Below are 13,410 nucleotides of genomic sequence, written 5' to 3'. Positions count from 1 at the left end.
GCGTAATGAAAAAGTATAAAGGGATATTGTTGGCGGGCGGTTCTGGAACCCGTTTGCACCCCATCACACTAGGTGTTTCGAAGCAGTCACTGCCTGTCTACGATAAGCCGATGATTTATTATCCTTTGTCGGTGTTAATGCTGGCCGGTATTCGGGAGATTCTCATAATTTCTACACCGACAGACTTGCCAGGTTTCAAGCGCATGCTGGGTGATGGTAGTCAATATGGTATCGAACTTAGTTATGCGGAGCAGCCAAGTCCCGATGGACTAGCTCAGGCGTTTATAATTGGATCCGAGTTTGTTGGTCAGGATAATGTCTGTCTTGTTCTGGGTGACAACATATTTTATGGTCAGCATTTCAGCGAAACGCTTATAAACGCTGCGTCCCGTGAACAAGGCGCAACGGTATTTGGTTATTACACTGCTGATCCAGAGCGTTTCGGTGTCGTTGAATTCGATGAAAATGGCAAAGCCATCAGCATCGAAGAGAAGCCTAAAAAGCCTAAGTCCAACTATGCAGTGACTGGTCTTTACTTCTACGATAACGACGTACTTGAGATTGCAGCCAATATCAAGCCGTCACCGCGCGGTGAGCTTGAAATTACTGATGTCAATAATGAGTATTTGCGTCGCGGCGATCTGAATGTTTCCGTTCTTGGCCGCGGCTTCGCTTGGCTTGATACCGGGACTCATGATGCGTTGCTAGAGGCTGGGCATTTTGTCCAGACCATTGAAAAGCGTCAGGGTCTCAAGGTTGCCTGCCTTGAAGAGATTGCCTTTCAGAAGGGGTGGGTTACTCGCGAGCAGGTAGCACTGCAGGCCGAGGCCTTGAGCAAGACAGGCTATGGTCAATATCTGGCCCGCTTGATTGCAGGAGATCGATGATGGAAGTGATCGATACGATCATTGCAGACGTAAAGATCATTCAACCGCGAGTCTTTGGCGACTCGCGGGGATTCTTTCTAGAAACGTTTCAAGCCGATCGCTATGCAGAGCTGGCAGGCATAACATTGCCTTTTGTGCAGGACAATCATTCACGCTCAACGAGAGGTGTATTACGTGGCCTGCATTTTCAGCGCAGCCGTCCGCAAGGCAAGCTCGTTCGTTGCGTAAAGGGCGAAGTGTTGGATGTGGCTGTTGATATCCGTCAAGACTCGCCTACGTTTGGTCGCTGGGTTGCGGAAATCCTTTCTGAGGACAACAAGCGGCAGCTTTGGATCCCGCCAGGGCTTGCTCATGGTTTCGTTGTACTTTCTGAGACAGCGGATTTTGAATACAAATGTACTGACTATTATGATCCTTCCGCCGAGGGATGCTTGATCTGGAATGATCCTGATCTGGGTATTGACTGGAAGATCTCTGATCCTCAGTTGTCAGCCAAGGATGCTCAAGGCCTACGCTTGGTGGAGCTTTATAAATGAGAGTCATGGTCGCAGGGGGAAATGGTCAGGTAGGACAATGCCTGATTGATCGCTTGAAGCGCAGTGACTTGGCGTGGGAGGCGCATGGTCGTGCCACGTTGGACATTGCAGATGAGCGCTCTGTGGCCGAGCACCTGCAGCGTTTCAAGCCATCTGTGCTGATAAACGCTGCAGCTTATACCTCAGTGGACAAGGCGGAAATGGAGCCTGATGTAGCGGCACGCGCTAATATCAAGGGTCCTGCTACGTTAGCCAAGCTTTGCCATGAGCACGGCTGTTCAATATTACATATTTCTACCGACTATGTATTTTCGGGTGATGCTTCTGTTCCATATACACCTGATGACCCCGTGGGGCCGTCAGGTGTATACGGGGCGACCAAGTTGGAAGGTGAGTACCGTATTCAGGATGCCTGTCCGAATCATGTCATCATGAGAACGGCTTGGGTGTTTAGCGAGCATGGAAATAACTTCATGAAAACCATGCTCCGCCTGGCCTCGGAGCGAGACAAGCTACAAGTGGTGGACGACCAGCAAGGGACGCCCACTTACGCAGGGCATATTGCCGATGCTTTACTGTTGGTGGCTCATCGTATCGCTACTATTGATGACTCCCAGTTATTTGGTCTTTATCACTATGGGGGCAGCGATGCTGTTACCTGGTGTGGGTTCGCGCGGTATATTCTTGATGTTGCGCTTGAGAAGGGAATTATCAATAAGCTTCCCAAGGTAAACGGGATTACGACTGCTGATTTTCCTACCCCAGCGCGTCGTCCTTCCTATTCGGTACTAGACAGCACGCTACTCAAGAAACGGTTTGGTGTTGACCCGAGCGATTGGAAGACAGGGGTTAATGACTCCCTTGATGCATTAATAGCTGCAACCGCTGCTCATGCAAAGAATGCACCCAATCAGGTCAGTGCGTAATGTTAATAATGTGATGCTGCCAGTAGTTGGCCTTTCTGATAAGGCGTGAGTGGTTGGTAGCATATGCATTTAATTTCGAGTGAGGCCAAGGATACAGGCTCAAACTCTCCTGTAGTTGAACGTCAATTATGCGCTTGGAAAAGGATGTCTATTTATGCGCGCACTTCTATTATTTCGTATTGCCGTCTGTTTTACTCTTTTTACGCTCACTTCTGTTGCCTATGCTGAGACGTACGGTGATCCGCTGCATTATCAGTTACCCAAACCTGTACCTATCGCGCAAACCTCTATAGAGGTGTCCAGATCCTCTGGACCTGTTTTTTCCAGTAAGGTCAATATCAACACGGCAGATGCCGCTACGCTGGACAAAAGACTTAAAGGTGTTGGAGCTGCCAAAGCAAAAGCGATTGTTGATTATCGGAATGCGCATGGCCCGTTTCAGGCGATTGACGAGTTGATAGAAGTAAAGGGCATCGGCCCTGCAATCTTGGAAAAGAATTCTGACGTCCTGACAATCAATTGACAAAAGCGGTGCTGGTAGCCAACTAGCCAGAGTTATTCTTTTGGCACACGGTAGTTGTTGAGCCAAATTTTACTGATTGCGTTTCCCCAAGGTATCTAAACCATTTTCTTCGCTTAAGCGCCTAGCCTTACTTAGTTCAACGCTAGGCTGCTTTCGCCCAAACCCCTTTCTGGCCTGTTAATTGCTCTGACCTTGATAGTGATTGAAACCTGGCGCCAAGCCGGTTCAGTTAGCCAATTTCAGCTGACAGACAAAACTTGGCATCGCCATTGCTACATCAAGGTATAGCTAAAAGCGCGGCGTCAAAAATCCGCGCTGGTTGGAGGGTGAAATGGTTCAAGGTGTTGAGTTCAATCGTTTAATGCTGGAGATGCGCTCCATGCAGACAGAGGCAATGGCGCGAAAGCCCGTTGCGAGCCCTGTCGGTGTTGAGGGTGCTGCAAATGTTCCCAGCTTTCCGGATTTACTTGGACAGGCTGTCCGTAAAGTCAACGAGACGCAAAAGGTTTCCAATGAGATGGCCACAGCGTTCGAGCTTGGTCAGGGCGGCGTTGATCTGACGGAAGTCATGATTGCCTCGCAGAAAGCTAGCGTTTCCTTCCAGGCCATGACCCAAGTCCGTAACAAGATGGTCCAGGCCTACCAAGACATTATGCAGATGCCTATCTGAGGATAGATTGAATGGCCGACACCGCCCTCAATAATCAGGTTCCCGCTAAGGTAGACGCCTCTGGCGCATCCAAGAAGCCTTTTCCGGGCCTGGGCTTTCTAGACAACCTGTCTGAAATGCCGATCTTGCGTCAAGTAGGCCTTATGGTTGGCTTGGCTGCCAGCGTTGCCTTAGGGTTTGCAGTAGTGCTGTGGTCACAGCAGCCTGATTACCGCCCCTTGTATGGCAGTATGTCAGGCCTGGATGCCAATCAGGTAGTTGAAGCGCTGACTTCAGCCGATATCAACTACAAGGTTGATCCTAATACCGGTGCCTTGTTGGTAAAGGCGGACGATCTGGGCCGTGCTCGCTTGAAAATGGCCAGCGCTGGCGTAGCTCCTACTGACGGTATCATTGGTTTCGAGCTGTTGGACAAGGAGCAGCCTCTGGGAACCAGCCAATTCATGGAAGCGGCAAATTACCGTCGCGGCCTCGAGGGTGAACTGTCTCGTACGATTGCCAGCTTAAATGGCATTAAAAGTGCACGTGTTCATTTGGCGATTCCGAAGAGTTCTGTATTCGTACGGGATGAGCGTAAGCCGACGGCTTCGGTTCTGGTCGAGTTGTATCCAGGCCGTACCTTGGAAACTGGGCAAGTAATGGCGATCGTTAATCTGGTTGCTACCAGTGTTCCAGAGTTGACGAAGTCTCAGGTAACGGTAGTCGATCAGAAGGGACAGCTCCTGTCGGATCAGCTGAACCAGTCTGAGTTCAGTGTTGCAGGTAAGCAGCTAGATTATACGAACCGCATCGAAAGCACATTGACTCAACGTGTGCAAAACATGATGCAGCCAATCGTAGGAAACGGTCGCTTCAAGGCAGAAGTATCGGCAGATGTAGATTTCAATGCGGTTGAGTCAACGTCCGAGCAGTTTAACCCTGATCAGCCTGCACTGCGCAGCGAGCAGATCAATACCGAACAGCGTCAAACTGCCGGCGGTGGGCCGCAGGGTGTGCCGGGAGCCTTGTCGAACCAGCCGCCTGGACCAGCCACTGCACCTGAGAACGCAACAGCGGCAGCGGGTGCCAACTTCACGGCGCCGGGTCAGCTGATTCGTGATCCTAATGATCAGTTCATTACTGATCCGAAGACAGGTCTGCCGGCGACAGTGCCTTATCCGACAGACAAGCGTGACCAAAGCACACGTAATTATGAGTTGGATCGCAGTATCAGCTACACCCGCCAGCAGCAAGGTCGAGTACGTCGTCTCTCTGTAGCGGTAGTGTTGGATGATCAAGTGAAATTGGATGCAGCGACAGGGCAGGTAAGTCATACGCCCTGGAGTGCGGATGACCTGGCTCGTTTTACTCGCCTGGTGCAAGACGCGGTAGGTTTCGATGCAAGTCGTGGTGATAGTGTTAGCGTGATCAACGCTCCCTTTGCGCCGATCGCTGCTGATGATGTGGAAAGTATCCCCTTCTACTCGCAGCCCTGGTTCTGGGATGTCGTTAAGCAAGGTCTAGGTGTGCTGTTTATCCTGGTCCTGGTGTTTGGTGTCCTGCGCCCTGTTCTGAACAACTTGGCAGGTACCAACAAGAGCAAGGACTTGGCACTGGCTGATGGTATGGGTGGTGCTGGAGATCTGGCGGGTAGTGGAGCGGGCGGCCTGAGTGGTGGTGATCTGGCCGATGACAAGGTAAGTCTGGCAAGTCCTGCAGCGCTGATGTTGCCTGGACCTAGCGAAAACTACGAAGTACAACTCAATGCCATCAAGCAATTGGTGACTGAAGACCCGGGCCTGGTTGCCCAAGTTGTGAGGGACTGGATCAATGCCGACGAGTGAATTCAACAGCATGAGCAATGTCGATAAAGCCGCTGTTCTGCTGCTCTCCCTGGGTGAGGCAGACGCTGCCCAGATCCTGCGTCACCTGGGCCCGAAAGAAGTACAGCGCGTCGGTACTGCGATGGCTCAAGTGCGTAACATCAGTCGTGACCAGGCCGAGCATGTACTGGGCAACTTTATCGAAGTGGTAGGTGAGCAGACCAGCCTGGGTGTAGGCACTGACGGTTATATCCGCAAGATGCTGACCCAGGCCCTGGGCGAAGACAAGGCTAACGGTCTGATCGACCGGATCCTGCTGGGTGGTAATACGAGCGGCCTGGATAGCCTCAAGTGGATGGAGCCTCGTGCGGTCGCGGATGTCATCCGTTACGAGCACCCACAAATCCAGGCGATTGTAGTGGCTTACCTGGATGCGGATCAGGCTGCCGAAGTTCTGGCGCATTTTGATCAGAAGATTCGGTTGGACATTATCCTGCGGGTGTCTTCGCTGAATACGGTCCAGCCAGCAGCACTGAAAGAATTGAATATGATTCTGGAGAAGCAGTTCTCGGGTAGTGCAAGCTCCGCCCGTACGACGCTGGGTGGCGTGAAGCGTGCAGCCGACATCATGAACTACCTGGATAGCGCGGTTGAGGCTCCGCTCATGGACGCTATTCGCGAAGTGGACGATGCGCTGTCTGCTCAGATCGAAGACCTTATGTTTGTCTTCGGCAACCTGGTCGATGTGGATGATCGGGGTATTCAGGCGCTGCTGCGTGAAGTCTCGTCCGATATCCTGGTCCTGGCGCTCAAGGGCGCAGATGATGGGATCAAGGACAAGTTCTTCCGTAACATGTCCAAGCGTGCAGGCGAGTTGTTGCGTGATGACTTGGAGTCCCGTGGCCCGGTTCGTATCTCCGAAGTGGAGGGGGCGCAGAAGGAGGTTATCGCAGTGGCCCGCCGTATGGCTGAGGCTGGCGAGATTGTCCTGGGTGCCAAGGGCGGCGAAGAAATGGTGTAAATCACCAAGTGGGTTTCGAGCCCGGTCACTGTGTATTTGCAGTGGTCGGGCTTTTTTTGTTCTGAGTTGGCCCAAGCTTTGCTATCTACCTGGCATACCGTAGCTTTTCTGTCAGGTGAGTCATGAACAAAGAGGACGCTAGCGATCTGATTCGCGCGAAGGAAGTCAGTATCTTCGAGCGATGGCTTTTGCCTGATCTGGATAGCAACCATGTTGAAGACGTGGCCGTTGAGCCTGATCCAGAGCCGGAAGCAGCGGAAGAGGAAACCGTCACCGTTGAAGACGTTCCGGTAGAGGAAGTCAAGCCGTTGACGTTGGAAGAGCTAGAGGCCATTCGGCAAGAGGCTTACAACGAAGGCTTCACTGCCGGTGAGCGCGATGGTTTTCACTCCGGGCAGGTAAGAGCGCGGCAAGAGGCTGAAGTAGCATTGACAGCCAAGCTGCGAAGTCTGGAAATCGTTATGGAGCAGCTGCTCGAGCCAATCGCCCAGCAGGATCGCGAGCTGGAGCAGGCGTTGGTTCGTCTGGTTGAGCATGTCACCAAACAAGTGATCCAGCGTGAGTTAAAAGACAATTCTACGCAGCTGCAACGTATCCTGCGTGAGGCGCTGAAGCTTTTGCCCATGGGTGCTGAGAATATCCGCATTCATCTCAACCCGCAGGACTTCGATTTGGTGAAGGCCCTGCGTGATCGGCACGATGAGCGTTGGAAGCTGTTGGAAGATGAAAACCTGCTGCCGGGTGGTTGCCGTATCGAAAGCGAGAACAGCGTAATCGATGCAAGTATCGAAACGCGACTGGCTCAGGCACTGACGCAGATTATGGAACAGCAACGCCATCAGGCTACACAGCCTGCCGACCCTGACCTGCATATTCCTTTGGAGAATGCTGCTGATGCATCTTGATCGCCTGAGTTTCCAGCGTCGACTGGGTGGTTATATTGACGCGGTAAGCCTCCCGGGTGAGCCCGTAATCGAAGGGCGTCTGCTGCGCATGGTAGGTTTGACGCTTGAGGCAGAAGGCTTGCGTGCTGCAGTCGGAAGTCGCTGCCGGGTCATCAATGGCGGTACCTACCAACATGCTCAGGTAGAAGCCGAGGTCATGGGGTTTTCAGGTGATAGAACCTTTTTGATGCCGATTGGCAGTCTGGCAGGTATTGCCCCTGGGGCGCGTGTCGTGCCTCTGCCTGATACCGGACGCCTGCCTATGGGAATGTCGATGTTAGGGCGTGTGCTCGATGGGTTAGGTAATGCCCTCGATGGCAAAGGGCGGATGCGCGCCGAGGATTGGGTGCCGATCGACGGTCCGACCATCAACCCGCTCAAGCGCGAGCCTATTCATGAGCCGCTTGATGTTGGTGTACGCAGTATCAATGGTTTGTTGACGGTAGGACGCGGTCAGCGTCTTGGACTGTTTGCCGGTACTGGTGTTGGTAAGAGCGTGCTGCTCGGCATGATGACCCGCTTTACCAAGGCGGACATCATCGTTGTCGGGCTGATCGGTGAGCGGGGTCGTGAGGTTAAGGAATTTATCGAGCACATCCTGGGCGAAGAGGGCATCAAGCGTTCCGTCGTTGTTGCCTCGCCAGCGGATGATGCGCCTCTGCTGCGTCTGCGTGCAGCCATGTATTGCACACGTATTGCAGAGTATTTTCGTGACAAGGGTAAAAATGTTCTGTTGCTGATGGACTCTCTGACCCGGTATGCACAGGCTCAGCGTGAAATCGCACTGGCTATTGGTGAGCCGCCGGCGACAAAGGGTTATCCGCCATCCGTGTTTGCCAAGCTGCCCAGCCTGGTGGAGCGCGCGGGTAATGCTGAAAAGGGCGGTGGTTCTATCACGGCGTTCTACACTGTACTGTCAGAGGGTGATGATCAGCAGGACCCGATCGCTGATGCGGCGCGAGGAGTGCTGGATGGTCACTTTGTTTTGTCCCGCCGTCTGGCGGAAGAAGGCCATTACCCTGCCATTGACATTGAAGCGTCGATCAGCCGAGTGATGCCGCAGGTCGTAAGTCCTGAGCATTTGCGTAATGCCCAGCGTATGAAACAGTTGTGGTCTCGCTTCCAGCAAAGCCGCGATTTGATCAGTGTGGGCGCCTATGTACCAGGCGGCGATCCTGAAACTGACCAGGCAATCAAGCGCTACCCTGCGATGCAGCAGTACTTGCGCCAAGGACTGAATGAAAGCGAGTCGCTCGAGCAGAGCGGGCAAAATCTAGGCGTATTGCTGGAGAGCTGATGAATCATGAAAGGTCGTGCTGAGCGGTTGACCCCAGTGATAGATATGAGTGAGCAGGAGGAGCGGGACGCTGCTCGGCAATTAGGTAAGTGTCAGACACAATTGATGCAGGCAGAGCAAAAACTTGCTGACCTGCAGCGCTACCGGGACGATTACCACAAGCAATGGCTGAATGCGGGAAGTCAGGGTGTGTCAGGCCAGTGGATGATCGGTTATCAGCGTTTCCTCAGTCAATTGGAGGATGCTATTGCGCAACAGGAGCGGAGCACTAACTGGCACCGCGATGTTGTCGAAAAGGCACGTCAATCCTGGCAGCAACGCTACGCACGCTTGGAAGGTTTGAAAAAACTGGTAGAGAAATATCGCCAGGAACAGCGGCTGGTTGAGGACAAGCGAGAGCAGAAGCAGATGGATGAGTTTTCCCAACGGCTTTTGCAACAAATTCGGATGTAAGGAAAAAGGGCCAGCCGTTTTGCTGGCCCTCTTTATTTCCTGCCAAACCTTCTAAAAGAGGTCCTGACGGTTGGCAGCCAATTTTCCAGCAACATAGATTCTCTGTTGCTCATTCGCTGGAATTTTGACGTCAGGCTTATGTTTACCTTCCAAAGTCTGGTAAAAGAGCAATTACCAGAGCGCCTTCCAGCGTAAGTCCAGTGATATAAACGGTAGTAATGAGCGCTTTAGAACAATTTATTGTGTTCCAGGGGTGCCATTAGAGTGCCAGCTTTGCCAAAATCGCACCGACAGAAGGTTTGTTTAACCTAACTCCTAACGGAGGGCTTGATATGTCAGTGTTGTGTAGCAGAGCTCTTACGTTTCATCCTCATGTTACTTTGCCATTTCGTCTGGCATCTTTGGCCTGATGAGTGAGTCCTACCATGTCATTGCCACACTTAGATACCGATACTCTGCTTGCCCTGCAGGAAATTATGGAGGACGAGTACGGTAATCTGCTCGACACCTATATTTCCGACTCGGAAGAGCGTATCCGTGCGCTGAAGGAGGCCTATGCAGAACAGGAGCTGGTACAGCTTCGGCATGTGGCTCACAGCTTCAAGGGAAGTTCCAGTAACATGGGCGCCGTCGTTCTGACAAATCTTTGCCGGGACTTGGAGGAAGCGGCCCGTCGAAACGCTCCCTTGTCCGTTATAGATGAAAAGATCGAAAGCGTTCAGCGCGAGTTTGCCATTGTGCGCATTCTGTTCAAGTCGGAACGGCAACGGCACGCGTGATTTTCAGCCGTGTTTCTTAAAGCTGGCCCAGCGTTTGCTTCTCTAGCTCCAGATACCTTAACTGGAGCAATTTTATGGCTGTCGCCTCTGACTTCATTTTGTCGTCGACGCCTGATATCAGCTCGGGCAAGACCGCGTTCAAAGCGCCGTTCAAGCCCGCTGAGTCAACTCGCAGCGATACCCCACGTTTCTCGGATGTTTATGCCAAAGAGCAGCAGCCTGCTCGTAATGAGGTGCGTACTCGCGATGCGGATCCAAAGTCCGTGAAGCGCGAGGCTTCCGCATCGCGTCACGATAGCAAGGTTAACGACAGCGAGACTGGCGAGTCTGTTTCCTCAGACGTAAAGCAGAAAGAGACCTCTGGATCTGCCGATAGCGGCAAGGCCTTGCCGGTGGCCGATGAGCACGCCTCTGTTCCAGACGCGCAGCTGGACCCGTTATTGCTGCTTGGCATGACTGGAACCCTGCCTGCGGAAGTGGCACCTTTGCCGGTTCCAAATGCTGTCAGCTCTTTGACGTCCCTGACGGAAGATACGCTGACATCGGGTATTACGTCAGCGCTTCCACAGGGGCTGGATCAGGTGGCTTCCTCGAATGGCCAGGCTGCCTCTTCTGGTGAGACTGCTGGCCAGCTGCTGGCCCAGGCCGGTAGTAAGCTACTTCAGACTACCGATACAGCATCTGGCACCGCTCAGGCCAATACAAGTCAAGGCTCCTCTAAACAGGCCGAGGTTGTAAGTGCTCTTCTGGCTGCAGCCACTCAAAGTCAGCCTACTGAGGGTGAGGCCGCCCTTGAAGCATTGCAAGGATTAAAAGATATCGATGATAGGGCCTTGCCTGACGGTCGAAACGAGACCTTTGCAGACAAGCTGAATAGCTTGTCCCAGACAATGGGAACGCCTGTGCAGACGGCTCGTCCCGTTGCGCCTACAGTGCCGGGCCAACCGCTGGCAATGAATCAGTCCGACTGGCATGAAGGTGTAATTGATCGAGTTATGTGGATGTCGAGTCAGAACCTCAGGAGTGCTGACATTCGGCTCGAACCGGCCGGGTTGGGGCGTCTTGAAGTTCGTATCGATATGACTAACGACCAGGCTCAGGTCACTTTTGCTAGTCCGCATGCGGATGTTCGTGATGCACTCGACAGCCAGTCTCATCGCTTGCGAGACATGTTCGTGCAGCAGGGGATGACGCTTGATGTAAACGTCTCGGATCAATCAGCGCATCGTAACTGGCAGGCCGCACAGCAGGACACGGGAACCGGAGGGCGACGGTCTTCGAATACTGGGTCAGGTAGCGAAGATCGTGCGATTGATGAAGTGGCAGGTACCTCAAGTGAGACGGTAGCGCACACAATAAAGAGAAATGATGGAGTGGTGGACTTCTACGCTTGACCGGGACGCCTCCCGCAGGTGATGAGGTCCGTCTTACCAAGGGCGAATCTGACGGCTACGCCTCAAGCGATTGGCTAAAGATGAATGTATCAACAAAACTGCTGTTATTCCCTCTGCGTTTTAGGGCTGTAGGCGGTTCACTCAATTACGGATGTAAGCATGGCCAAGAAAGAACAAGCGGCTGATGACGCGGCCAAACCCGCTGGCAAAGGCAAGCTCAAGCTCATCATCATTATCGTGGTCGCATTGTTGTTGACGATAGGGGCTTCGGTAGGTGCAACATGGTTCATCATGAACAAGAAGGTTCATGATGCCGAGGCCGCAAAGGCGGAGCCCACCACTCCTGTCCGACTGCCTGCCATCTACGAAAAATTAACGCCGTCTTTTGTGGTCAACTTCAATGTGAACGGCAGGCAGCGTTATATGCAGGTGGGTGTGGCGCTGATGGGACGCGATCAGGCAAAGATGGATGAACTCAAGGCTCATTTGCCCCAGGTACGCAATCAACTGGTCATGCTGCTTTCTGCCCAGAGTTATGACGCCTTATTGACGCCGGTTGGCAAGGAGTTGCTACGTCAACAGGCAACTTCCAAGATTCAGGAGCTTGCTCAGAAGCAGGTGGGTCAACCTACGGTCGAGCAGGTTTTGTTCACTAACTTCGTCCTGCAATAGGGATTGCCATGTCTGTACAAGATTTACTGTCTCAGGATGAAATCGACGCGCTTCTTCACGGCGTCGATGATGGTCTTGTCGAAACGGATCCTATAGCGCCTACAGGCTCGGTCAGGGGATATGACCTGACCAGCCAGGATCGTATCGTCCGTGGCCGGATGCCGACATTGGAGATGATCAATGAGCGCTTTGCCCGCTATACCCGGGTCAGCATGTTCAACCTGCTTCGTCGCTCGGCTGACGTGTCCGTAGGGGGTGTGCAGGTCTTGAAGTTCGGTGAGTATGTTCGCTCGCTGTATGTACCGACCAGCTTGAACATGGTGAAGATCAAGCCTTTGCGTGGTACGGCACTGTTTATTCTGGATGCCAAGTTGGTGTTTAAGCTGGTAGACAACTTCTTTGGTGGCGATGGCCGTCACGCCAAGATTGAAGGTCGTGAGTTTACGCCGACCGAGCTGCGTGTTGTACGCATGGTGCTTGACCAGTGCTTCGTTGACCTTAAAGAGGCCTGGGGCGCAATGCTCGCGTGTCAGTTCGAGTACATCAACTCCGAAGTCAACCCGGCCATGGCAAATATTGTCAGTCCGAACGAGGTGGTAGTGGTCAGCTCGTTCAGCATCGAGCTGGATGGCGGTGGCGGTGAGCTGCATATCGCCATGCCATACTCAATGATCGAGCCTATCCGCGAAATGCTGGACGCCGGCTTCCAGTCGGATGTGGATGATCAGGACGAGCGCTGGGTCAAGGCTATGCGCGAGGACCTTCTGGATATCCGTGTACCGCTGGAAGCGACGGTGGTGCGTCGTCAGCTCAGGCTACGTGACATCCTGCATATGCAGCCTGGCGATGTAATTCCGGTTGAGATGCCGGAGGAAATGCTGATGCGCGCCAATGGTATGCCAACTTTCAAAGTAAAGATGGGGGCTCGTAAAGGAAACCTGGCCTTGCAAATCATTGAACCGGTCAAGAACTCTCGCTGACGCGATTTTGACTGAATGCTTTTATTTCTTTCGAGCCGTAGGCTCACCGTTTTAGATTGAGGTTAAGATGGCAGATCAAAACACCAACAGCGAAGAACAGGCTCTGGCTGATGAGTGGGCCGCGGCGATGGCAGAGGCAGGCGACTCCAATCAGGATGAAATCGATGCGATGATGGCTCAGGGCTCGAACCCGGCCTCTCGCGCGCCTGTAGAAGAATTTGCCGGGATCCAAGGTAACAATCAGCAGATTACAGGTATGGAAGGTCCGAACCTGGATGTGATTCTGGACATTCCTGTCATGATTTCGATGGAAGTCGGCCATACCGACATTTCCATCCGGAACCTGCTACAACTGAATCAGGGCTCGGTTATCGAGCTTGATCGCCTGGCGGGAGAGCCGCTCGATGTACTGGTCAACGGTACCTTGATTGCTCACGGCGAGGTGGTGGTGGTTAACGAGAAGTTCGGTATCCGGCTGACCGATGTCATCAGCCCCAGTGAACGTATCAAGAAACTACGCTGACCT

The 13,410-nt window shown here is 52.9% G+C and carries 15 protein-coding genes; all 15 read left to right on the top strand.

All coding sequences use genetic code 11. From position 1 onward, the window contains the following. Positions 1-5: 5 nt before the first annotated feature. The gene (rfbA, locus tag B3729_RS19390) at positions 6-887 is read left to right on the top strand and encodes a glucose-1-phosphate thymidylyltransferase RfbA (protein WP_010797914.1); all 882 of its coding nucleotides are present in this window, start codon (positions 6-8) and stop codon (positions 885-887) included. Then, positions 887-1,423: a dTDP-4-dehydrorhamnose 3,5-epimerase gene (gene rfbC / locus B3729_RS19385; RefSeq protein WP_010797915.1), complete on the top strand. Its 537-nt coding sequence runs from the start codon at positions 887-889 to the stop codon at positions 1,421-1,423. The genes rfbA and rfbC overlap by 1 nt, the downstream gene beginning before the upstream one ends. After that, a complete protein-coding gene (gene rfbD / locus B3729_RS19380) occupies positions 1,420-2,349 on the top strand; it encodes a dTDP-4-dehydrorhamnose reductase (protein WP_010797916.1) in 930 nt (309 codons plus the stop codon). Before rfbC ends, rfbD begins: the two co-directional genes overlap by 4 nt. Before the next feature lie 154 nt (positions 2,350-2,503). Then, positions 2,504-2,872 (top strand): ComEA family DNA-binding protein, encoded by a 369-nt coding sequence (locus tag B3729_RS19375; RefSeq protein WP_150347636.1) that lies wholly within the window; start codon positions 2,504-2,506, stop codon positions 2,870-2,872. A 331-nt stretch (positions 2,873-3,203) separates the two neighbouring features. Continuing rightward, a complete protein-coding gene (fliE, locus tag B3729_RS19370; protein ID WP_010797918.1) occupies positions 3,204-3,542 on the top strand; it encodes a flagellar hook-basal body complex protein FliE in 339 nt (112 codons plus the stop codon). A gap of 11 nt (positions 3,543-3,553) precedes the next feature. Further along, positions 3,554-5,365 carry a flagellar basal-body MS-ring/collar protein FliF gene (fliF, locus tag B3729_RS19365; protein ID WP_286788732.1) on the top strand — a complete coding sequence of 604 codons (1,812 nt, stop codon included), beginning with the start codon at positions 3,554-3,556 and terminating at the stop codon, positions 5,363-5,365. Continuing rightward, entirely contained in the window at positions 5,352-6,365 is a 1,014-nt protein-coding gene (fliG, locus tag B3729_RS19360) for a flagellar motor switch protein FliG (RefSeq protein ID WP_010797920.1), read from the top strand. The genes fliF and fliG overlap by 14 nt, the downstream gene beginning before the upstream one ends. Before the next feature lie 122 nt (positions 6,366-6,487). Beyond that, complete coding sequence (gene fliH / locus B3729_RS19355) at positions 6,488-7,270, top strand: flagellar assembly protein FliH (protein ID WP_286788731.1); 783 nt, start codon at positions 6,488-6,490, stop codon at positions 7,268-7,270. After that, positions 7,260-8,606, top strand: coding sequence for a flagellar protein export ATPase FliI (gene fliI, locus B3729_RS19350; RefSeq protein ID WP_010797922.1), 1,347 nt, complete (start codon positions 7,260-7,262; stop codon positions 8,604-8,606). Before fliH ends, fliI begins: the two co-directional genes overlap by 11 nt. Before the next feature lie 6 nt (positions 8,607-8,612). Further along, entirely contained in the window at positions 8,613-9,059 is a 447-nt protein-coding gene (gene fliJ, locus B3729_RS19345) for a flagellar export protein FliJ (RefSeq protein WP_286788730.1), read from the top strand. Positions 9,060-9,484: 425 nt separating this feature from the next. Further along, a complete protein-coding gene (locus B3729_RS19340; RefSeq protein ID WP_010797924.1) occupies positions 9,485-9,838 on the top strand; it encodes an Hpt domain-containing protein in 354 nt (117 codons plus the stop codon). A 74-nt stretch (positions 9,839-9,912) separates the two neighbouring features. Further along, the gene (locus B3729_RS19335) at positions 9,913-11,232 is read left to right on the top strand and encodes a flagellar hook-length control protein FliK (protein ID WP_286788729.1); all 1,320 of its coding nucleotides are present in this window, start codon (positions 9,913-9,915) and stop codon (positions 11,230-11,232) included. A 159-nt stretch (positions 11,233-11,391) separates the two neighbouring features. Continuing rightward, a complete protein-coding gene (gene fliL, locus B3729_RS19330; protein ID WP_010797926.1) occupies positions 11,392-11,904 on the top strand; it encodes a flagellar basal body-associated protein FliL in 513 nt (170 codons plus the stop codon). A gap of 8 nt (positions 11,905-11,912) precedes the next feature. Next, positions 11,913-12,884 (top strand): flagellar motor switch protein FliM, encoded by a 972-nt coding sequence (gene fliM / locus B3729_RS19325; RefSeq protein ID WP_010797927.1) that lies wholly within the window; start codon positions 11,913-11,915, stop codon positions 12,882-12,884. A gap of 67 nt (positions 12,885-12,951) precedes the next feature. Further along, positions 12,952-13,407 (top strand): flagellar motor switch protein FliN, encoded by a 456-nt coding sequence (gene fliN, locus B3729_RS19320; protein ID WP_010797928.1) that lies wholly within the window; start codon positions 12,952-12,954, stop codon positions 13,405-13,407. Positions 13,408-13,410: the final 3 nt, after the last annotated feature.

Origin of the sequence: Pseudomonas sp. UBA3149, from assembly GCF_002364655.1 — a bacterium.
Lineage (GTDB): Bacteria > Pseudomonadota > Gammaproteobacteria > Pseudomonadales > Pseudomonadaceae > Chryseomonas > Chryseomonas luteola.
Note: the sequence above shows the minus strand (reverse complement) of the source record. Positions and strands in the feature narration are given on the sequence as shown.